Here is a 20052-nt window from a genome sequence, read left to right as displayed (position 1 = left end):
AAATTGAAATCCTCAACTAAATTTAGTTGAGGATTTTTTATTTAAATACTATAAACTTTTTCCTCTAAAACACCAGATTCAATCTCAATTGGTTGTTCGTTCTGTCTAAAAATTCGGGCTGATAATTTTCCTTTCAATTCCACCACTCCATTTTCTACGCGAAGCCAACTTCCTTCTCTCAATCCAACGACAACTTGATGATTAAACTTGTGAAATTCATTGATACGCGTTTCTCTTGTTTCACCTTTGTGCGTAGAATTTGGATCAGGATCCAAATAATGCGGATTAATATTAAAAGGTAAAAATTGCAATGCATCAAAACTTGGTGGATAAACGATCGGCATATCATTTGTTGTTCCAATTGTTAAACCAGTCAAATTACTTCCTGCACTCGTTCCAATATATGGCGTTCCATTATGTACAGCACTTCTCAACTCTTCTACCAAACCAAGTTCATATAACGTTTTTAGCAATAAAAATGTATTTCCTCCTCCAATAAAAATCGCTTTCGCATGCAAAATGGCTTCTTTTTTATTCTCGAAAGTATGCAAACCTTTTACAGAAATTCCAACCGTTTGCAAAGCATCTTTTACATTTTGCGTATAATCATCGTACGAAATTCCCGAAGGACGCGCATAGGGAACAAAAATGATTTCATCAGATTGAATAAATTCTTTGATTTCATCTTTTATATATTCTAAAAAACTATAACCGTGAATAGTACTCGTGCTTATCACTAATAGTCTATCATTTGGATTTATCATGTTATCGAATTTTAACTCAAAAGTAAGTTTAAAATAAGAAAATAGGTAGAAAATTGACAAAAAATTATACCGAATTACTTTACTTTTGTACAATTCTAAAAAATGGAATTTCAAGATTTCAAGATTTCTAGATCTTCATGAAAAAATTATTACGCTTCATTATACCTTTATTTATTATTGTGACAATAATTAGAATAGAACAAACACTTCGCAAAATTCCGAACGATTACAAATACAAAGCAGATTATTTAAAAGAAAATGGAAAACAAATAGAAACTTTGATTCTTGGGAGTTCTCATACCTTTACAGGACTCAATCCAAAATTATTTAAAAATAAAACTTTTAATGCTGCGCATTCTGCTCAATCATTGGATTTAGATTATAAAATTTTTGAACAAAATCGAAAATATTTACCCAATTTAAAAACCATTATTATTCCCATTTCGTATTTTTCGTTTACAAAACAATTGAATGATTTTAATCAAAAAAAATTAAAATATTATTCAATTTATTGGAATATTGATATAAATAATAACGACTTAAATCTTAATTATGAATTTTTCTCAGAACCTATTGATATTAATTATAATCGAATAAAAGATTATTGGATTGAGGATAAAAATAATTTAACAATAGATATTAATGGATATATAAGAAAGCGATACGAGCCAAGTTGGAATGATAGTATTTACGCTAAAAAAACGTTTGAAAGACATCGTGCAAATTTGAATTCAACTCAAGTACAACATATTATAAAAACACATTATCATGATTTAGAACAAATTATAAATCAAGCAAAATCAAATCATATAAAAGTTGTTCTATTGGCTACTCCTACAACTAATTTGTATAAAAATTATGCCATAAAAACGCCTCAATATTTCAACTTAAAAAATAATATTAATCGCTTATCGAAATATGATAATGTCATTTTCATCGATTATTTTATCAATAATAAAAGTTTCAGTAAAAAAGATTTCAAAAATTCAGATCATTTAAATGCAAAAGGTGCAGATAAATTAACCTTTAAGGTGGATTCTATTATGAATAAAACATTTACGTTGATTACAAAATAAATCGAATATCTATCATCAAAAAAGAGCTTGATAAATCAAGCTCTTTTTTGGTTTTATAGTTGTGTAAAATTAGTTTTTATAGGAAATCCATTTCACCATTTCTTTCACAGTTGGTTTTTTACCATAAATTAAAATTCCAATTCTATAGATTTTTCCAGCAATATAAACCATAAATATGGTGCTGATTAAAAGCAAAAATAAGGATAAAGCTAATTGCCAAATCGGAACATCGAAAGGAATTCGAGTAATCATTGAGATGGGCGAAGTTAATGGAATCATTGATAACCAAAAAGCAACTGGACCATCAGGATTTTCGAAAGTTGTCATACTTCCATAAAGTCCAATCATCATCGGAACTAAAGGAAAATACGTGAATTGTTGCGTATCAGTATCATTGTCAACCGCAGAACCAATTGCCGCGAAAACAGAGCTGTAGAACAAATATCCCAAGATGAAATAAGCAATAAAAGCAAAAATGATTAACGGATAATTAAACGTCAACAACACTTCGCTAATTTCTGTTACTTTCTGCATCATATCTGGATTAGTTTCCGCTAATTGTGCTTGATTCATCATTTGTTGTGACATATCCATTCTCGACGCTGCAATTGCTGGAAATAAAATCAATAACCCCATTGTCATTCCAATCCATATTGCAAATTGCGTCACAGCAACCATTGTCGTTCCTAAGATTTTACCCATCATCAATTCGAAAGGTTTTACAGAAGAAATGATAATTTCGACCACACGATTATTCTTTTCTTCTACCACAGAGCGCATAACTTTTACGCCATAAATCATCACAAACATGAAAATAATGTAAGTTAAAAACATCGATAATCCGATTTTCAACTCCATTCCTTTATCTTCTTTTCCGTCTGTAACATTGAAAACATTCAGGTTAACGCGCGCCTTAGAAGCTTCTAAAGCAGTTTTATTAATACCAGATTTCGCCTGTTTTTCTTTTTCAATCTTATCACTTATTGTTCTCGAAAGCTTTTCTCGATCAGTAATTCCAAGATTTCCATTTGTGATTAATTCAGTATTTTTCTCAATATTTTCATAATTTCCATCTGTATTTTTCGGAATATGAAGAATTGCATTCAAATATTCGCTTCCTTTCAATGTATCTTTGATTGATTTCAATTCTTGAGGCGTGTATATACTGAACATCATTTGTTTAGTCGATTTGAACGAGGTTACAAATTCTGTACTTTCATCTACAATTGCAATATTTTTCACTTCGGAATTATTTGCAGAACTCAAAAAGAAAATCACCGCTCCTGCCCCAACAATCAACAAAGGCGAAAGAAAAGTCATAACAATAAACGCTTTGTTTTTTACTTGAGAAAAGAACTCGCGTTGTGCAACTAAAAATATATTTTTCATTTGAAAATTAGCTTAAAGATTAGGAATTGAACTTTGTTTAACGGCTTCCAAAAACACATCATTCATCGAAGGAATAATTTCTTTGAATTGATGAACTTGTCCAACTTGCATCAATTTATCTAAAATCACATTGGTTGGTGTTCCTTTATTATACAACAAATTAAATTCAGTTCGCTGATTAATATTTCGTACATCTGAAATTTCAAATTCATTGGCTAAATTTTGAAGAGAATCAGCAGGAATTTCATTCAATTGAATCGAAAATTTCCCTGTTTTAAATTGATTTCTAACTTCTTCGATCGTTCCATCTAACACTTTATTCGATTGATTAATCAATGCAACATGATCACACATTTCCTCCACAGATTCCATACGATGCGTTGAGAAAATAATTGTTGTTCCTTTATCTCTTAATTCAAGAATTTCATTCGCAATAATTTGTGCATTTACAGGGTCAAAACCACTAAAAGGTTCATCAAAAATTAACAAAGAAGGATTGTGAATAACAGTAATCACAAACTGAACTTTTTGTCCCATTCCTTTCGACAACTCGCTCAATTTCTTGTTCCACCAAGACATCATATCAAGTTTCTCGAACCAATATTCGGTACGTTTTTTAGCTTCCGCAGAAGAAAGACCTTTCAGTTTTGCAAAATACAGTGCCTGTTCTCCAACCTTCATATTCTTATACAAACCACGTTCTTCTGGCATATAACCAACTTGTCCGATTGATTTTTTCGTCAAAGGTTCACCATTTAGCAAAATCGTTCCACTATCTGGCGCCGTAATTTGATTGACAATACGAATAAAAGTCGTTTTTCCAGCACCATTTGGTCCCAAAAGTCCATAAATAGAACCTTGTGGAATATTGATACTAAAATTATTAAGCGCAACTTTATCTTTATATTTTCTTGTTAAGCCTTGAGCTTGCAATAAAAATTCCATTTTCTATATCATTTGATTTGTAAAATTAGTAAGAAGAAAGTAAATTTTGTTACAGATTTTAATGAGATTCGTTCGGATCCCATACAATTTCTTTAAAATTAACCACTTTATCATTTATAATCTCCACACCTTCATTCTCTAACAATTGTTGCATCAAACTCGAAGGATTAAAATGATGTTTTCCAGTTAACAAACCATTTCTGTTTACAACACGATGAGCAGGAACATCTTCTCTATTATGTGCATGATTCATCGCATAACCAACCACACGCGCAGAAAATTTTTCGCCTATATATTTTGCAATCAATCCATAAGTAGAAACACGCCCTTCGGGAATTTGACGAACTATTTCATAAATTTTCTCATAAGTATCAGAAATGATTTTTGTCATAATCTAAACATTTATTGTAAATTTAAAGAAAGTAATAGAATATGAGCCAAAAAGTTCCAATTAAATCTCTTTTAAGCCGACCACGATTTAAGGTTTTTACACATTTATCAAAACAAGAATTTATTGATTTAATCAAAAAACACCTCGAAACAAATTCTACCGAATACGGAGGTTATGCCAATCAGGAAGTTGCAATGATTCGTGTCCGAAAAGACAAGGATAAATATTGGCATCCGCAATTGCAAATCCGAATTGAAGAAGATGACGATCATCCTGATTATTTGGTTGTTAGAGGAATTATTGGTCCGCCTTCTAATGTTTGGACATTTTTTGCATTTTTGTATGGTTTGAGTGGAGCTATTTTTATCACATTAGGCTCTTATGCGGTTTCCGAATATATTGTACAAGGAAATAGTGTATGGATTTGGAGTATACCTGTTGCGTTATTGATTGCTTTAGGGACTTATTTAGCGAGTTTATATGGTCATTATTTGGCAAAATATCAGTTAGGAAGATTGTATCATTTCGTAAATGAATTGCTTCGTGATGCAGAGTTTTATCAAAATAGTGACGAAATCAAAGAATAAAAAAAGCGACCTAAACAGGTCGCTTACAAGAAATATGTTGAGATAATATATTAATTAGATTACTTTCACATTAACGGCGTTGATGCCTTTTTTTCCTTGTTCTAAGTCAAAAGATACTTTATCGTTTTGAGCTACTTTGTCTGTTAAACCAGAAACGTGTACGAAGTACTCTTTTCCTGATTCGTCATCTTTAATAAATCCGTATCCTTTTTCTTCATTAAAGAATTTTACAGTTCCTTTATTCATAGTATTTTATTTTCGTTGATAAAGATATAAGATTTATTTACAAAACCAATATTAATTTTTAGTTTTTTTTTATAACAATTTTTTTAGCCTATAATTTCATTATAATTTTGTCTCAAATCATAATATTTTGGCAGGAATTTATATTCATATCCCGTTTTGTAAACAAAAATGTAGCTATTGCGATTTTCATTTTTCGACTAATCTTCAACATAAATCAAATTTAATTCAAGCAATTAATAAAGAACTTGAGATCAGAAAAGATGAAATTTCAGCACCTTTAGAAACGATTTATTTTGGAGGAGGAACACCTTCTATCCTATCTGAAATTGAGTTAGAAAGTATTTTCGAAACGATTTATAAAAATTATTCGACCAAAAATTTAAAAGAAATTACACTAGAAGCAAATCCCGATGATTTGAACAAAGAAAAACTTAATTTCTTAAAATCAACTCCGATTAATCGTTTTTCGATTGGTGTTCAATCATTTTTTGAAGAAGATTTGAAATTGATGAATCGCGCACATAATACACAAGAAGCTGAAACTTCTATAAAATTGGCGCAAGATTTTGGTTTCGAAAATATCACTATTGATTTGATTTATGGTTCTACAACCACAACTAACGAAATGTGGAAACAAAATTTGCAAAAGGCAATTGCGCTAAATGTTCCACATATTTCTTCTTATGCCTTGACAGTCGAAGAAAAAACAATTTTAGATCATCAGATCAAAAAAGGAATCACTAAACCAGTTGATGAAGATCATCAAAACGAACAATTTCAACTTTTAGTGGACACTTTAACTTCAAATGATTTTATTCAATATGAAATCTCCAATTTCGGAAAAGAAGACTATTTTTCTTTGCACAATTCTAATTATTGGAAAGGAATTCATTATTTAGGAATTGGACCTTCTGCACATTCTTATAACGGAAAAACTCGTGCTTGGAACATTGCAAATAATTCAAAATATATACAAACTATCAACGAAAATAAGCTGCCTCAAGAAATTGAAGTTTTGAATGAAGTAGAACAATTTAATGAAATGATAATGATTGGATTGAGAACAATTTATGGAATAGATTTAAATCGAATAAATTCAGAATTTTCTCAACCTTTAGTGAATTCTTTTTATCAAGAACTCAATCAATTAATTAACGAAAATTTAGTCGAAAAGAAAGAAAATAGAATTATTTTAAAACCCGAAGCAAAATTTTTCGCAGACGGAATTGCTTCAAGATTATTTTACATCGATTAATTTGTTAAATTTGCGATATGAATGATAACAGACCAATTGGTGTTTTCGACTCTGGAGTTGGCGGTTTGACGTTTGCAAAAGAAATAAAACGTCTGCTACCAAACGAAAGTTTGATCTATTTTGGCGATACTCAAAATTTGCCTTACGGAGAAAAATCGAAAGAAGCGATTACACAATTTTCGGTAGACATTACTAATTTTTTAATAGACAATAATTGTAAAGCGATTTTAGTTGCATGTAATTCTGCAACGGCTAATTCGTTGAAAGAAATTAGAGAAGCTGCAGGAAAAGATGTTCCTGTTATCGATGTTATTTCGCCAGTTGCAGAGAAAGTTTCGTTCGAATTAAGAGAAAAAATAGGTGTTATTGCAACAAAAGCAACTGTAAATTCGGGCGCTTACAAGAAAGCAATTCGTCGTCGGAATAAACATATTTCGGTTATTGAAATGGCTACACCGCTCCTAGTTCCTGTTATCGAAGAAGGTTTTACAAATTCTACGATTTCTAAAGCAGTTTTAGAAACGTATTTGTTGAACAAAAAATTAGAAGGAATTGATTCGATTATTTTGGGATGTACACATTATACGCATCTAGAAAGAGAAATCAATCAAGTGTTTGAAGGAAAAGTTGACATCGTAATTTCGCCTTTAATTGTTGTGAATCAAGTGATTTATCAATTGGCAAAAGAAGGAAAATTGGCTGCTAAAGATGCTGTTGCAAACTATACATTTTATATTTCTGACAATACAGATAATATTATAAAAGTGGCAAAAAAATTCTTTGGGAAAGATATTCAATTAATTGAGAAAAATTTAGAAACGAAATAGAACCGACCATTATTTGTCGGTTTTTTTATAAAATATTACGAACAAACAAAAACAAATCATTACATGGAAAAATCAGCAGAATTAATTGCATTAGAAGAAAAATACGGAGCGCATAACTATCATCCGCTTCCAGTTGTATTGGAAAAAGGTGAAGGTGTTTACGTTTGGGATGTTGATGGGAAAAAATATTTCGACTTTTTATCAGCTTATTCAGCTGTTAATCAAGGTCACTGTCATCCACGAATCATCAAAGCGTTGAAAGATCAAGCCGAAAAATTAACGTTAACTTCTCGTGCTTTTTATAATGCGGAATTAGGAAAATACGAAAAATTTATCACAGAATTATTCGGTTTCGATAAAGTATTACCAATGAATACGGGTGCAGAAGCGGTAGAAACAGCGTTAAAAATTGCTCGTAAATGGGGGTACGAAAAGAAAGGAATTCCAGCTGGTGAAGCGATTATTGTGGTATGTAAAGACAATTTCCATGGTCGTACAACTACTATTATTTCTTTCTCGAATGATGAAGATGCGCGCAAAAACTTTAATCCTTACACAAGCGGTTTCGAAGCCGTAGAATACAATGATGTTGAAGCTTTAAAACAAATTTTAGAAGAAAAAGCAGACAAAATTTGTGGATTCTTAGTAGAACCAATCCAAGGAGAAGCTGGTGTTAATGTGCCTTCTGAAGGATATTTAAAAGCTTGTGAAGAATTGTGTAAACAACATAATGTTTTATTTATCGCAGACGAAATTCAAACAGGAATTGCACGTACAGGAAAAATGTTAGCAATCGATCACGAAAATATTGATGCTGATGTTTTAATCTTAGGTAAAGCCGTTTCAGGTGGAGCTTATCCAGTTTCTGCAGTTTTAGCAAATGATGAAATAATGAATGTTATCAAACCAGGTCAACACGGTTCTACTTATGGAGGAAATCCATTAGCTGCGGCTGTTGCAACAGAAGCTTTGCAAGTTGTTTTGGACGAAAAATTAGCTGAAAATTCTGAAAAATTAGGACAAATTTTTAGAGCAGAAATCACGAAAATGGCAGAAGAATTTCCGTTATTCAAATCAGTTCGTGGAAAAGGTTTATTAAATGCAATTTTAATCAACGATACACCAGAATCTGAAACAGCATGGAATTTCTGTGTTGCAATGAAAGACAACGGATTATTAGCCAAACCAACACATGGAAACATCATTCGTTTCGCTCCTCCTTTAGTGATGAACGAAGAACAATTACACGAATGTTTAGCGATTATTCGTAAAACTGCACAAGAGTTTAAGAAATAATCAACAATAAAACGATATAGAAAAAACCTGATGAAATTTCATCAGGTTTTTTTACTAGAGAGATTTATATCGTTCGCTATAAATGATGGCATATCCTAAGTCTTTTGCTACAAAGACATCCATCAATGTATAATTGTCAACAGAAATTTGATTATCATTACCTTCCAAATATTGAACAAGTAACGTATATTCATATCGATCTGCTCCGTAAGTTTTTGTTCTAGGAACCCCTTTTTCATCACAATCTATCCAAAATTGCATCTTGGTAGCTGGTCTGCCGTGGTACTGAAAAAGACCTTCTCCATTTGCGTTGAGTTCTACAATAGGTTCGCCTACCTTATCATACAGATATTTGGTTAATTAGTCATACCAATAGGGAAAACCAATTTTTATTTTTGCTTTTTTAAAGGCTTTTTGAAGTTGTACAGCGAGTGATTTGTTTTCTTGTACGGCATGTAACCCAGTAAAAAATTGATTATTGATGTAGGTTTTTTCATCTTCTTCATATTCTTTTTTTACTAAATTTTTCTGGACAGTTTTCACAGAATTATCTTTTGTTAAAAACAAGACATTCATGTCTTTTGCAACTGCGGTTATTTTTGAAATCGGTACTTCTATTTATTCTAAATATTGGCTATTCTTTTCTTTATATTCTAATTCCACAGATAGGATTCCGTTTTTAATGGAATAAGGTTGGATGATTTTTATCTTCTTGTCCTGAAAATCGAATGTATTGTTCACCTCAACATCTTTTTCCAAAGCGGTATTGAGCAATGAAACAATTTTAAACTCTTGAGCAGAAAAATTACTTATTGCCAAGAAAAATAAAGTTGTATAATTCAATCTATTTTATTCAATCACTACAGAAAATTTACCATTACTGGGTTGTTGCAGATAAACGTAGGTATTATTTAAATCCTTATTTACATCTTTTTTTTTACCTTTCGAGGTAAAAATTTTTGCTTTTACAAAATAGCCATTCATTTTTATTTCTCCGACTTCATTAGTAGTAGTAAAATTATTTTCAAGGAGCATTTTTTCTACCTCAGAATAGTATTTTTCGTCTAATTCAATATCAAAAATAGCCATCACTTTATCAGCCATTCCTAGAAACACAATTGCATCTTCTTGTATCGTAGGACATTTGTAACGGTTGTTGGCAGCGATAAAATCGAGAGCTGTAAAATCCCCTTCAAAAGTGGGTTTACATTTTAATTTCTCAATTTTTGGTAGAGCAACGCTAACGTCATCATTATGCATTTCGATGATTCTTTGTAATTCTTTCACATTGAAAGTTTGTGCATTTAGAAATACCGAAAGTAATAAACTTATAAGGATTAAGATTTTTGTTTTCATAAGTAATTTTTTTATTTTTAAATGATTTTTTATGGTGATAAATTATTAATCAAACTCGTGTTCATTTTTATTTTTTAAAATTTCTATATATTTCGATTCTAGCTGTTTTGCTTTTTCCACATCTTTTTTAACACCGTAGTAATCGTCTCCATTATTATAACTATAATGCACCATATCCATAGCTTTTTCACTACCTAGTGCAGCCGCCTTCTCAAGATAATCAAAACGTTCTGAACCTGTATATAATTGTGCGAGTAGGTAACCAGCGTCACCATATCCTTGATCTAGTGCTTTCTGAAGCCATTTTTTAGCTACTTCTTTATTACTATAAATCTCTAAACGACCAATGGCATACATGGATTTTACATAACCCTTTTCTGCGGATTTTAGGTAATACTCTTTGGCTTTACCCTCATCACCACCAAATATAAAAGACCAGTAATTGTTAGCCAAGTGATACATGGCGTGTGCATCACCTAACGAAGAAAAATACTCTAATTCTTCAGTCCTTTTTTTGTCTTTCTCTGGGTACATTTTTTCAACCAAGTGAACTCCACTTTTATTGGCTCCTTCAAAACCCATTGCTGCAGATTTTTTGTACAGTTCTAATGCTTTATCATTGCTTTTTGGTAAATCTGCAAGACCTTCCTGATAATAGAAGGCCATCAGCCTTATTGCTTCTGGATCTTTGGCAACTACAGATTTTTGCAAATAGGCTAATGCTTCGGCATTTGATTGTTCATTATTTTGACCTACTAAGTAATATGAATAATTGTTCATTGCGGGAACAAATCCTAAATCTGCCGATTTTTTTAATAGTTCAATGGCTTTTGTTTCGTTTTTTTCCACATATTGCCCTTCAAAATAGAGAGAAAACAGTGAGTAAAGAGCTTCAGAATTATTGAGTTTTGCAGCTTTTGTTAAATGATCTACCATCACTCCATAATTCTTTTTTGCAAAAGCGGCGTCAGCTAATTTCAATTCAGCTTTGGCATTATTTTGTGCATTTAATAGTTGAATTCCCAATAGCACAAACAGTAAATTTAAATTTTTCATATTATTTAGTTTAGTTTTTAGTTTTTGAATCAATTTTAACAAAGCTTCTCTGTTTTTGGCTTCGTGGTAAAACTTGGGTAACTTTTCTAATAGTGTGAAATGGCTTCTACCCTTATGTTCGCGTAAATTGGCGCTAATGTAGTTTTCTAAATACGTAAGATGTTCGTCATTGTATGCATAAAACATTTCATTTTTGAAAGATGCTTGCAATCAAAGTTCTGTATCAAAAAAACGGTGTGCGGGCATTTCTAAAATGCCTTTTGTACCCGAAATATAAATTTCTGTAGATTTTTTTTTGTTATAACCACAATGCTTGCAGTACAAACTTACTTGGTTGTTTTCTTCGATAACTTTTGCCACCGCTTTTTTATCGCAAGATGGGCAAACTACCCAAACTTCGTTGTAGAAATCTTGAATGGTTTTGTTTTGGTCTTGGAAACGTGAGGACATAGAATAATACATTTATTTACTTTGTATTCTCTTTCAATTTGTAGATAATATTCATCATTGCATCGATTTTATTAACAGAATACGATTTGAAATTTATACCTACTAGTTTTGCTTTACCTTCTTTCACCGCATTATATCCTATTTCTCCAGGTGGGGAAATATTATTTTTGTATTGAGGTATATGCGTATTAATTTGGTTTGCTCCACTGATGTATGTTTTTCCTGCATATTCCCATACTGCAGCTACCCAAAGAGATATTGGTATTTTCGATTGATTGCAAAGATCGTTTAAAGAATTACAAGGATAAAATTTTCCTTTTTTTTCTGATCCAAACTTGTTGAAGAAACCTTTGGATTGGTCTATTTTGTAATCTTCCAAAACAACTACTGCTTCGCCAATTTCTGAAATAGAAGCACTGAGCTTAAATTCTGCTGGGAAACCATATACATTGTCTTCAGTTTCTTTATCGGGTGCATAAGATAGGGAAAACATTTTTTGTGCACTTGTTATTCCTAATCCTAAGAATATGGCGAATAATGTGATAAGTTTTTTCATAGTTTCTATTCTTTAATTGTTATTTGTGATTTGTTATAAGTCTTCTCTATAGGCTCGAAGTGACACAACTTCTGATTTCTGGCTACATTAACAAAGCCATCATTCTTTTTCTATTTTTTAATTAGCATTCCAAACTGCTTGGGAAATTACATCAGTACAAGGGCAAGTAGAAGGATCTGTCATTATTAGCTTTAGTGTTGCAATAACATCTTTTATATATTTGCTAGCTCCTTCTTCGTTATAGGTGCATTTCACCAAAGCTGCTGCACCGCAAAATGTCCATACTTGTGCATTTAGCTCACCTTCACTTGCAAGATTTTCATATTTATCATATAACGGACAATTGTCAATCCCTGCTGCTAAATCATCTTGTAATGTATTACTTCCCGAAAAAGTAAAAAGGTATTCTGTCCCTCCATTTTTACCAGTATAATATTGTTGCGTACCAGTTATTTTTAGGTAATAATCGGCATATTTTGGTTCGGTATGATAATACATATTATTACCCGCATTTTGGTACACATTTACTTTATTAGGTTCGGTTAAAGTAATTTCGTTATTTTGATGTACCACAGAAACCGTATAATATCCATCTGCAGAAGTATAATTTCCATTGGTTAGTGCTTGTGCATAAGCTTTTGTAGTTACAGCTACAAATACCAATAGGCAAAAGGTTTTAATAATTGTTTTCATAGTTTTTATTTTTAATAGTTATTTCAGTTTTCGACTTTAAACTTCTGATTTCTAACTTTTGTATTTAATCTTTCCAATAGGGTATTTCAATTTTTATTTTCTTTTAAGTAAAAGCATTTTGTAAGGGTTTCGGTTTTTGTAAAATTTATATAGAATAAGCTGTTATTAATTTTAAAAACTTGGCATCAAGTTATTTTATAAACATTAGTGGTTATAAGAGCTGCATTTTAATTTTCTATATACAATTCAAAGCTTTATTTAGCCATCGCATATAGCGTTATTGGTTATTTGTGGTTTTATGTTTGTGTACAAAAAATTAAGAATAGTAAAGTAATTAGCTTTTTCATAATTACTTTTATTCGTGTTATATCAAAGTACTATAATTTCTAAACGCAAAAAAATACCTCAAAAGAGGTATTTTTTTAACATAATTTAAGTATTTTTATATATATTAAATACAATGCTTATGGAACCTAAAAAGCATTTACTTAACGATGTATGGAATCAATTTCCTAAAGTCATTTCTAATGAATATACAAATGAAATTGTAATACCAGACTTAGAGCATTTCTTTGCTAATGTTTTTAGCGTGGGATCTTTTTATTATTATATTTTAAATTTTAAAAATAGTACATTAAGTAATGTACATGAGAATATTTTGTCAATTCATGGTTTAAATGCTTATCCAGAACATTTAAAAGATATTATTGATTTAATACATCCCGATGATTTGGCTTTTGTGATGGAGGCTGAAGCTTGGACTTTGGAAATATATCAAATGTTAGGACCTAAACATCAATTACATTTAAAAACGGGCTATTGTTTTAGGATGAAAACAGCTGAGGGTAATTATGAACTATTTTATCATCAAGCCTTTCATAGTTTAAAAAACGATAAAGGTGAATTATTACAAGCGGTAAATATTCATACCAATATTCATCATATTACACCTATTAATAATTACGTAGCCACGGTTTCAGGTTTGGGGACAAGAACCGACTTTTATTCAAAAAAAATTGTAGTAGAAAAAATAGAAGGTGAGCCCAAAGAAAGACTCACAAAACGGGAAATTGAAATTTTAAGTTTGCTACTTAAAGGTTTTTCAGATAAAGAAATCGCCAATTTATTATATATATCGTATCATACGGTACGTACCCATCACAAAAAAATATTATATAAGACAAAATCTAAAAATAGTTTAGATCTTTTAAAACGCAGTCTTGAAAACGGTTATTTATAAAAAAAACCTGATGAAATTTCATCAGGTTTTTTTATATTCGAAACTTTAAATAACACTATGAATTCTTTTAAAATAAACGTTTCTGAAACGTACAAAAAGGCGCAAAAAAAATCAGCAGTTTGGATTGCTCTTTTCTTGATTACTCTTTTCTTTTCTACAATTTTGAGCATCATCATTTTTATAATTTGTGTTTGTGGAGGAATCGCTATTGTCATTGCAAAACCAATGTGGATTACCATTATTTTAGGTTTGGGACTATTGGCTTTAGGAGGTTTAATCGTTTACTATAATATTAAATTTATTCTGAATATTTTCAAAAAAACAGCTACAAATGGAATTGAAATTTTTGAAACAGATCAACCAGAATTATTCAAATTAATAAAAGAAACCGCAGATAAAGTTGGCACAAAACATCCAAAAAAAGTATTTATTATTGATGATGTAAATGCATATGTTTCCTACTCGAACAATTTACAAAGTTTAGTTTTTCCAACGAGAAAAAATTTGTCAATTGGTGTTGGTTTGCTTCATGGTATTTCTCAAAATGAGTTAAAAGGAATTATTGCGCACGAATTTGGGCATTTTTCTCAAAAATCAATGACAATTGGTAGTCATGTTGGGAATGCGACCAAAATTATGGAAGATATTTTATACAGTAATCAAACCTTGAGATTTGATGTCGATAATTTAGGTCAAATTAATGGAATTGTTGGTTTTATTTCGATGGGCGCTGTTGCTTACAATAAAATGATTGAATCTATTTTGAAAATAATTCACAAAAAATTAGAATTTAATTATCTAAAATTAAGTCGAGAAATGGAATTTCATGCGGATCAAATTGCAACAAATGTTGTGGGAATTGAGACGATGAGCAAACCATTATTGAGAATAGAATTGTATCAATTTGTTTACCAAGAATTAGCCAATTTTTATACAAGTTTACAAGATGATAAAAAGTTTTCGACTAATATTTATCAAAATATGAATCAATTAGTTGACTTTTATATCGATGATTACGAACTTTCTTTAGAAAATAATTTAGCAATTGTTGGAATTAATGAATTTAATCAAAATCATTCTTTACTACAATTTGAAGATTTATGGTCGACGCATCCAGAAATGGACAAACGTTTAGCAAATATAGCGTCTACAAATCATCATTCTGAGATAGACAAATCTCCAAAAGCCATTACATTACTTCAAAAAAATAATGAATTTGAAGAAGAATTTACATTCAATTTTTTCTTTCAATTAAATTTATATCGTGTCAATGAAATAGACAATTCAGAATTTATTGAAACGTTTAAAAGCATTCATAATAAATACAATTACCCTAAAGTTTACAATCATTTTTTTTCAAATTATGATTTACCTTTTGATCGAATTAAAAAAGCTGATTTAACGGATAAACAACAAAATATTCCTACGAATGAATTGTTTTCGGATGAAAATATTATAGTTGCAAAACAATATTTAGCTTTACAAATTGATTTATTGCAATTAGATTTTTTTTCCAGTCAAAAAAAGCCGCAACCATTCAAATACAACAATGTTGTTTACAATAAAAAACAAGATGTACTGAAAATTAAAGAAGAATTGGAGCAAATAAATAAGGAAAAAGAAGTTGAGTTTTCTGAATATTTAGACAATATCAAAATCTTTTTCAGATCTAATTTAGATGAACAAAAATCTATTTTATTAGAAGATTGTATCAAAGTTGAAGCAGATTTATCAGCGAATATTCAATTGGTAAATGAAATTAGAACTCATATTAATTTTGCAACAAAACCTATTCACGAAAAACTAAGAATTGAGGCTTTAACAGTTCTGAATGATCGAGTAGAACAACTGAAAAAAGTAACAAAAGATATTCTACAAAGTGAAATAGCAAAAGAAAAAATAACAATTCGAGAAATTGAAAATGCGCAATATTTTATAGATGAAGATTGGATTTTCTTTTTTGACTCTACAGGTTATAACAACAATGCTTTTGAGAATTTGATTGAAAATTTATACTTTGTAGATCAAATTTCAAATAATTTATTGTTTCAAAAGAAATCTGCTTTTCTAAAAGAATACGAACCATTGTTAGACTATACATCAAAAACAAAAGCCTCTTAATTAGAGGCTTTTGTTTTATATTTTAAGGAGCTAAACGCTCTTTTTTCCAATCAAAATCGTCTTGTAAAACATAACGAACTCTATCGTGTAAACGACTTGGACGTCCTTGCCAAAACTCTATTTCTGTTGGGCGAATCAAGAAACCTCCCCAATGTGCTGGGCGCGGAATTTCTTTTCCTTCGTATTTTTTCTCTAATTCCAATTCTTCTGCTGCTAAATCCTCATGCTCATCAATCACAGAACTTTGAGCTGAAATCCAAGCCCCTAACTGGCTACTTCTTGGACGCGTTTCGAAATATCCATCCGAATTATTATCCGATGTTTTTTCTGCTACACCTTTTATAATAATCTGTCTTTCAAGAAATGGCCAAAAAAATGACAAACAAACATGCGGATTCTCTAACAAAGCTTTTCCTTTCTGACTATTGTAATTCGTATAAAAAATAAAACCTTCGTCCGTATATCTTTTCAATAAAACAACACGCGTTCTCGGAAATCCATCTTCACCAATCGTCGCAACAGACATCGCATTTGCTTCATCTACTCCATCCGATTCTTCAGCTTGCAAAAACCAATCACGAAATTGTTCAATCGGATTTTCTCTTAACGAATCAAAATTCATCGACTGTTTTTCGTAAACCTTTCTTTTATAACTTAAATCTTGTTTCATTAATGATTATTTTATATTTTTAAACCGCTAATCATATCTTTCGTTAAGATTTTACTCAATAAAACCGAAACAAAAATGTCTATCAAAAGTATAAAAAAAGGAGCTATTTTGGTCGCAAAACCAACATTAAGTAACGATATTTTTCAGCGAAGTGTTATTTTGATTACAGAACACTTAGAATCTGGAAGTATTGGTTTTATTCTTAATCATTCTTCTCATATTCCGATTAGTATTTTTGTGTCTGAAATAGAGTCTGCTTCTATTGTTTTTGAAGGTGGACCAGTTGATAAAGAAAATATCTATTATATTCACAAACGCCCTGATTTAATTAGAAATAGTGAAAAAATTGCTGACAATTTATATTGGTCAGGTGTGTATGAAGATGTGCGCGATGCAGTAAATCAGAATTTGATTACTCAAGAAGAAATCAAATTTTTTATTGGATATTGTGGTTGGGCGCCAAAACAAATCAAAGATGAATTAAATGATAATTCGTGGGCAGTAACGGATTTGGATTTTGATATTTTTGAGCGTTGGGATGCTGATTTGTGGAAGAAATTGATGAAACAGCTTGGAGGTGAAAACTTAATTTGGCTAAACACCCCCGCTGATCCTTCTATGAATTAATCGATTATAAATACTTAAAAATCGATTTTGTTTTGTCTAAAGTGTATTCTTTTTTACGATTTTTGGTAATTGGTAAAATTCCAACTCCATCAATCAAAATGAAAACTTCTTCGGCTTTCTGAATTTCGAATGGAAAAATTTCGACTTCTTCTACTTTAAATTCTTCAGCTTTATTAATTTTTGTAATGAAATTATTTCTCAAAACGCTTGTAATAACACCTTCTTCTTTTTTCGGTGTACGAATCGTTTCTCCATTCACCACAAAAATATTTCCTCGTAAAGAACGTGCCATTTTTTTGTTTGCATTTAGCAAAATAATATCAGCATAATCATTCTCTAAACGATAGATTTCTGCAATATTTTCTTCTGGACGATACGTATTCACAAGTGAGTAAAATGCAGTATTGATCGCATAATCTTTATAAACATCAATTTCGTTTTCAGCTTGTAAAAACTCCCAATCATTTTCACTATTTTCGATAGAAATCAAATAATTGATAGATGCTTTTAGATAATCTTCCTCATCATTTCTGAAAGCAAAAAATTCTACTTTCCCTGACTTCGATTGATTTGCTTCTGCTAATAAATTGATTTGTTCTTGAAAAAATTCTGGTGTAAAATCTAACGGAATATTCATGCGATAAATACGCATAGAGGCCATTAGATTGAAATAATGATCTTCCCAATCAATAATTTCACCATTTACAAATCGTAAAATTTCTTTTACAGCATCACCATTACGAAAAGCTCTGTTCTGAATTCCTATTTCTGCATTTGCTTTTTCGACAATAACACCACCTAAGTTAATTTTCAAAATAATAGATTTTAAACAGATCCTAAGATTTTTTTAAGATCTTCAATTTGACTTTCCCACAATTGTTTTGATTCTTCTACTTCGTCTTCATCAGCAAAATCTGTAATAACTAATGATACATCGTTCGTTAAATCGTCTTCTACAATTGTTAATTCGAAGAAATATTTTGTGTCTTCATCATATTCCCATTGAAAGCGCACGTATCCATCTTGCTTAGATTTCATCAAAAATGCAGATTCTTCGTGTCCATCCCAAATAAAAGTATATTTTTCTCCACGAGAATTTACGTTATCTGCAAACCATTCTGATAAACCTGAAGGGTTTGAAATATAGTTATATAGCAAAGACGGTGAAGACTTGATTGAAAATTCTACTTGATATTTCTTTTTTGGCATAATTCTATTTTATTGAAGTCGCAAGATATAAAATGAATTGTATCTACCAAAGAAAATCAAAATAAGTTTTGTTATAAAATCTAAAAAAAATTACCTTTGCAAAAATTAAAATTTAGGCGAGGTAGCTCAGATGGTTAGAGCGCAGGATTCATAACCCTGAGGTCGGCAGTTCGATTCTGCTCTTCGCTACACAAGAAAAGCCCAAACAGACAATCTGTTTGGGCTTTTGCTTAACTACTAAAACCTATACTAATCTAAATAACCTACTACTTGATAAGCTCTTGTTCCTCTGTTGTAAATTTTTTGGTACAAAACACCTCCAAATTCATACAGATATTCGCCTCCATAATCTACTCTTTCATATCCTGCTGGTAACGCATATACGATAGCACCTAGAGGAGCTTGAACTACTTCATAATAATTTCTATTTGGGCTGTAATAAACACCTTCGTAGAAATAATATGGATTTCTATTACCAATATTAATTGTTACATAACCTACTGGTAAAATATTAATTCTAAATCCTACGTATGGCATATATCTCACATATCCATTGTTATAAGGACGATAGTAAATACCGTTGTTTCCGTAGAAATTATAACTGTTGTACGAATACTTGTTATAGTTTCTTACATTCACATTAGAAACTGGTCGGTTTCCTCTGTTGTATGAGCTAGAATTTATACGAACTGGATTGTTGTAGAAATCTCTGTTTTTTAAACTCTCAGATCTATTGCCTTGATTTCCTTGGCTATTTTTTACTATTATTCCAATCTTTATTAGAACTTGGTCTGCTACCTACAATAGCAGTATTATTTCTATCTATACGTGTACTAGTTTCACGTTCTGTTCTATTTGTAGAATTTTTCCAAGATTCATTCGTAGAATTTCCACGACCTATTCTTTCTGTTCTATTTCCTTCAATACGGCTAGTTCTATTTTCTGTTCTAGCCATTTCAGAGCGTCCATTCCCTTGACTTCTTGAAGTTGCTTCTCTTGAAGAAGAACTTCTCTCACCACCTCTTTGACCTCTATCTTGAGCATTTACACCAACAGCTAACATGGCTGTAAAAGCTACTCCTAAAAGTGTAAATTTAATTTTTTTCATCACCCAACTTTTTAATAAATTAAGACATTTCTCCTAATACTATTTCCGTGCCATAATTATAAGTTTAAACCATAGAAAATGTTATAACAATCAAAACAATTTATAAGCCATTCAAATTCAATGAATTGCATTAACAATTTTGTTTGACAATTTTGTTAAATATTTTTATTCCTGACATCGTTTGTATTGA

At 30.7% G+C, this 20052-nt stretch carries 26 protein-coding genes and 1 tRNA gene; 9 read left to right on the top strand and 18 right to left on the bottom strand.

Annotation, left to right across the window (positions count from 1 at the left end; translation table 11 throughout):
- Positions 1–41 precede the first annotated feature (41 nt).
- Positions 42–764, bottom strand: a complete 723-nt coding sequence (gene pepE, locus HXZ74_RS14215; protein ID WP_280061510.1) for a dipeptidase PepE — start codon at positions 762–764, stop codon at positions 42–44.
- Positions 765–901: 137 nt separating this feature from the next.
- On the opposite strand from pepE, the gene HXZ74_RS14210 reads away from it, so the two are divergent.
- A complete protein-coding gene (locus HXZ74_RS14210) occupies positions 902–1840 on the top strand; it encodes an SGNH/GDSL hydrolase family protein (protein ID WP_286475960.1) in 939 nt (312 codons plus the stop codon).
- Positions 1841–1909: 69 nt separating this feature from the next.
- Here the strand turns inward: HXZ74_RS14210 and HXZ74_RS14205 are convergent, their stop codons facing one another.
- The 3 genes from HXZ74_RS14205 to HXZ74_RS14195 are packed head-to-tail and all read right to left on the bottom strand — an operon-like array spanning position 1910 to position 4565.
- On the bottom strand, positions 1910–3229 hold the full coding sequence (locus HXZ74_RS14205; protein ID WP_286475958.1) for an ABC transporter permease: 1320 nt from the start codon (positions 3227–3229) through the stop codon (positions 1910–1912).
- A gap of 12 nt (positions 3230–3241) precedes the next feature.
- The gene (locus HXZ74_RS14200; protein ID WP_286475956.1) at positions 3242–4174 is read right to left on the bottom strand and encodes an ABC transporter ATP-binding protein; all 933 of its coding nucleotides are present in this window, start codon (positions 4172–4174) and stop codon (positions 3242–3244) included.
- 58 nt (positions 4175–4232) lie between these two features.
- Positions 4233–4565 carry an MGMT family protein gene (locus HXZ74_RS14195; protein ID WP_286475954.1) on the bottom strand — a complete coding sequence of 111 codons (333 nt, stop codon included), beginning with the start codon at positions 4563–4565 and terminating at the stop codon, positions 4233–4235.
- Between the two features lie 41 nt (positions 4566–4606).
- Here HXZ74_RS14195 and HXZ74_RS14190 point away from each other — a divergent pair, with 41 nt between their 5' ends.
- The gene (locus HXZ74_RS14190) at positions 4607–5152 is read left to right on the top strand and encodes a hypothetical protein (RefSeq protein WP_280061512.1); all 546 of its coding nucleotides are present in this window, start codon (positions 4607–4609) and stop codon (positions 5150–5152) included.
- 54 nt (positions 5153–5206) lie between these two features.
- Here HXZ74_RS14190 and HXZ74_RS14185 read toward each other — a convergent pair whose 3' ends face one another.
- Positions 5207–5398 (bottom strand): cold-shock protein, encoded by a 192-nt coding sequence (locus HXZ74_RS14185; RefSeq protein WP_038330556.1) that lies wholly within the window; start codon positions 5396–5398, stop codon positions 5207–5209.
- A 127-nt stretch (positions 5399–5525) separates the two neighbouring features.
- On the opposite strand from HXZ74_RS14185, the gene hemW reads away from it, so the two are divergent.
- The 3 genes from hemW to rocD all read left to right on the top strand — a co-directional run bounded on the left by hemW (position 5526) and on the right by rocD (position 8776).
- A complete protein-coding gene (gene hemW, locus HXZ74_RS14180; RefSeq protein ID WP_286475952.1) occupies positions 5526–6653 on the top strand; it encodes a radical SAM family heme chaperone HemW in 1128 nt (375 codons plus the stop codon).
- Positions 6654–6670: 17 nt separating this feature from the next.
- Positions 6671–7480, top strand: coding sequence for a glutamate racemase (gene murI, locus HXZ74_RS14175; protein WP_286475950.1), 810 nt, complete (start codon positions 6671–6673; stop codon positions 7478–7480).
- A 63-nt stretch (positions 7481–7543) separates the two neighbouring features.
- Positions 7544–8776, top strand: a complete 1233-nt coding sequence (rocD, locus tag HXZ74_RS14170) for an ornithine--oxo-acid transaminase (RefSeq protein ID WP_286475948.1) — start codon at positions 7544–7546, stop codon at positions 8774–8776.
- 54 nt (positions 8777–8830) lie between these two features.
- Here the strand turns inward: rocD and HXZ74_RS14165 are convergent, their stop codons facing one another.
- The 8 genes from HXZ74_RS14165 to HXZ74_RS14130 form a co-directional block, all read right to left on the bottom strand.
- Positions 8831–9037, bottom strand: coding sequence for a hypothetical protein (locus HXZ74_RS14165; protein ID WP_286475946.1), 207 nt, complete (start codon positions 9035–9037; stop codon positions 8831–8833).
- Positions 9038–9136: 99 nt separating this feature from the next.
- Entirely contained in the window at positions 9137–9352 is a 216-nt protein-coding gene (locus tag HXZ74_RS14160) for a hypothetical protein (RefSeq protein WP_286475944.1), read from the bottom strand.
- A gap of 42 nt (positions 9353–9394) precedes the next feature.
- A complete protein-coding gene (locus HXZ74_RS14155) occupies positions 9395–9595 on the bottom strand; it encodes a hypothetical protein (RefSeq protein ID WP_286475942.1) in 201 nt (66 codons plus the stop codon).
- 30 nt (positions 9596–9625) lie between these two features.
- Positions 9626–10132, bottom strand: a complete 507-nt coding sequence (locus tag HXZ74_RS14150) for a hypothetical protein (RefSeq protein WP_286475940.1) — start codon at positions 10130–10132, stop codon at positions 9626–9628.
- A gap of 45 nt (positions 10133–10177) precedes the next feature.
- A complete protein-coding gene (locus HXZ74_RS14145; protein WP_286475938.1) occupies positions 10178–11398 on the bottom strand; it encodes a tetratricopeptide repeat protein in 1221 nt (406 codons plus the stop codon).
- Complete coding sequence (locus HXZ74_RS14140) at positions 11399–11638, bottom strand: hypothetical protein (protein ID WP_280061517.1); 240 nt, start codon at positions 11636–11638, stop codon at positions 11399–11401.
- Positions 11639–11654: 16 nt separating this feature from the next.
- Positions 11655–12194, bottom strand: a complete 540-nt coding sequence (locus tag HXZ74_RS14135; protein ID WP_152606059.1) for a hypothetical protein — start codon at positions 12192–12194, stop codon at positions 11655–11657.
- Between the two features lie 117 nt (positions 12195–12311).
- A complete protein-coding gene (locus HXZ74_RS14130) occupies positions 12312–12887 on the bottom strand; it encodes a hypothetical protein (protein WP_286475936.1) in 576 nt (191 codons plus the stop codon).
- 466 nt (positions 12888–13353) lie between these two features.
- On the opposite strand from HXZ74_RS14130, the gene HXZ74_RS14125 reads away from it, so the two are divergent.
- Positions 13354–14127 carry a response regulator transcription factor gene (locus HXZ74_RS14125; protein WP_286475934.1) on the top strand — a complete coding sequence of 258 codons (774 nt, stop codon included), beginning with the start codon at positions 13354–13356 and terminating at the stop codon, positions 14125–14127.
- A 57-nt stretch (positions 14128–14184) separates the two neighbouring features.
- Positions 14185–16248 carry a M48 family metalloprotease gene (locus tag HXZ74_RS14120; RefSeq protein WP_286475932.1) on the top strand — a complete coding sequence of 688 codons (2064 nt, stop codon included), beginning with the start codon at positions 14185–14187 and terminating at the stop codon, positions 16246–16248.
- A gap of 22 nt (positions 16249–16270) precedes the next feature.
- On the opposite strand, the gene pdxH is transcribed toward HXZ74_RS14120, so the two are convergent.
- The gene (gene pdxH, locus HXZ74_RS14115; RefSeq protein WP_038330536.1) at positions 16271–16918 is read right to left on the bottom strand and encodes a pyridoxamine 5'-phosphate oxidase; all 648 of its coding nucleotides are present in this window, start codon (positions 16916–16918) and stop codon (positions 16271–16273) included.
- A 75-nt stretch (positions 16919–16993) separates the two neighbouring features.
- Between pdxH and HXZ74_RS14110 the strand changes: the two genes are divergently transcribed.
- A complete protein-coding gene (locus HXZ74_RS14110) occupies positions 16994–17545 on the top strand; it encodes a YqgE/AlgH family protein (RefSeq protein WP_038330535.1) in 552 nt (183 codons plus the stop codon).
- A gap of 4 nt (positions 17546–17549) precedes the next feature.
- Here the strand turns inward: HXZ74_RS14110 and HXZ74_RS14105 are convergent, their stop codons facing one another.
- Complete coding sequence (locus HXZ74_RS14105; protein WP_115000404.1) at positions 17550–18359, bottom strand: aminotransferase class IV; 810 nt, start codon at positions 18357–18359, stop codon at positions 17550–17552.
- A gap of 11 nt (positions 18360–18370) precedes the next feature.
- Positions 18371–18754 (bottom strand): START-like domain-containing protein, encoded by a 384-nt coding sequence (locus HXZ74_RS14100; RefSeq protein ID WP_038330532.1) that lies wholly within the window; start codon positions 18752–18754, stop codon positions 18371–18373.
- Positions 18755–18869: 115 nt separating this feature from the next.
- Between HXZ74_RS14100 and HXZ74_RS14095 the strand changes: the two genes are divergently transcribed.
- Positions 18870–18943, top strand: a tRNA-Met gene (locus HXZ74_RS14095).
- Positions 18944–19003: 60 nt separating this feature from the next.
- Here the strand turns inward: HXZ74_RS14095 and HXZ74_RS14090 are convergent.
- Both HXZ74_RS14090 and HXZ74_RS14085 read right to left on the bottom strand, forming a co-directional pair.
- The gene (locus HXZ74_RS14090; RefSeq protein ID WP_280035869.1) at positions 19004–19393 is read right to left on the bottom strand and encodes a DUF6515 family protein; all 390 of its coding nucleotides are present in this window, start codon (positions 19391–19393) and stop codon (positions 19004–19006) included.
- A 112-nt stretch (positions 19394–19505) separates the two neighbouring features.
- Positions 19506–19862, bottom strand: coding sequence for a hypothetical protein (locus HXZ74_RS14085; protein WP_280035867.1), 357 nt, complete (start codon positions 19860–19862; stop codon positions 19506–19508).
- Positions 19863–20052: the final 190 nt, after the last annotated feature.

It is taken from the genome of Empedobacter sp. R750 (assembly GCF_030324345.1).
Taxonomy (GTDB): Bacteria; Bacteroidota; Bacteroidia; order Flavobacteriales; family Weeksellaceae; genus Empedobacter; species Empedobacter falsenii_C.
The sequence above is the reverse complement of the archived record's forward strand: the minus strand, read 5'-3'. Positions and strand labels throughout refer to the sequence as shown.

Coding starts and splice junctions, on each gene's coding strand:
- rocD (WP_286475948.1), top strand. CDS start 7,544: ATGGAAAAATCAGCAGAATTAATTGCATTAGAAGAAAAATACGGAGCG.
- HXZ74_RS14130 (WP_286475936.1), bottom strand. CDS start 12,887: ATGAAAACAATTATTAAAACCTTTTGCCTATTGGTATTTGTAGCTGTA.
- HXZ74_RS14160 (WP_286475944.1), bottom strand. CDS start 9,352: ATGAATGTCTTGTTTTTAACAAAAGATAATTCTGTGAAAACTGTCCAG.
- HXZ74_RS14100 (WP_038330532.1), bottom strand. CDS start 18,754: ATGCCAAAAAAGAAATATCAAGTAGAATTTTCAATCAAGTCTTCACCG.
- HXZ74_RS14195 (WP_286475954.1), bottom strand. CDS start 4,565: ATGACAAAAATCATTTCTGATACTTATGAGAAAATTTATGAAATAGTT.
- HXZ74_RS14085 (WP_280035867.1), bottom strand. CDS start 19,862: ATGAAAAAAATTAAATTTACACTTTTAGGAGTAGCTTTTACAGCCATG.
- HXZ74_RS14150 (WP_286475940.1), bottom strand. CDS start 10,132: ATGAAAACAAAAATCTTAATCCTTATAAGTTTATTACTTTCGGTATTT.
- HXZ74_RS14140 (WP_280061517.1), bottom strand. CDS start 11,638: ATGTCCTCACGTTTCCAAGACCAAAACAAAACCATTCAAGATTTCTAC.
- HXZ74_RS14205 (WP_286475958.1), bottom strand. CDS start 3,229: ATGAAAAATATATTTTTAGTTGCACAACGCGAGTTCTTTTCTCAAGTA.
- HXZ74_RS14165 (WP_286475946.1), bottom strand. CDS start 9,037: ATGCAATTTTGGATAGATTGTGATGAAAAAGGGGTTCCTAGAACAAAA.
- HXZ74_RS14110 (WP_038330535.1), top strand. CDS start 16,994: ATGTCTATCAAAAGTATAAAAAAAGGAGCTATTTTGGTCGCAAAACCA.
- murI (WP_286475950.1), top strand. CDS start 6,671: ATGAATGATAACAGACCAATTGGTGTTTTCGACTCTGGAGTTGGCGGT.
- pepE (WP_280061510.1), bottom strand. CDS start 764: ATGATAAATCCAAATGATAGACTATTAGTGATAAGCACGAGTACTATT.
- pdxH (WP_038330536.1), bottom strand. CDS start 16,918: ATGAAACAAGATTTAAGTTATAAAAGAAAGGTTTACGAAAAACAGTCG.
- HXZ74_RS14210 (WP_286475960.1), top strand. CDS start 902: ATGAAAAAATTATTACGCTTCATTATACCTTTATTTATTATTGTGACA.
- HXZ74_RS14200 (WP_286475956.1), bottom strand. CDS start 4,174: ATGGAATTTTTATTGCAAGCTCAAGGCTTAACAAGAAAATATAAAGAT.
- HXZ74_RS14135 (WP_152606059.1), bottom strand. CDS start 12,194: ATGAAAAAACTTATCACATTATTCGCCATATTCTTAGGATTAGGAATA.
- HXZ74_RS14190 (WP_280061512.1), top strand. CDS start 4,607: ATGAGCCAAAAAGTTCCAATTAAATCTCTTTTAAGCCGACCACGATTT.
- HXZ74_RS14120 (WP_286475932.1), top strand. CDS start 14,185: ATGAATTCTTTTAAAATAAACGTTTCTGAAACGTACAAAAAGGCGCAA.
- HXZ74_RS14125 (WP_286475934.1), top strand. CDS start 13,354: ATGGAACCTAAAAAGCATTTACTTAACGATGTATGGAATCAATTTCCT.
- HXZ74_RS14185 (WP_038330556.1), bottom strand. CDS start 5,398: ATGAATAAAGGAACTGTAAAATTCTTTAATGAAGAAAAAGGATACGGA.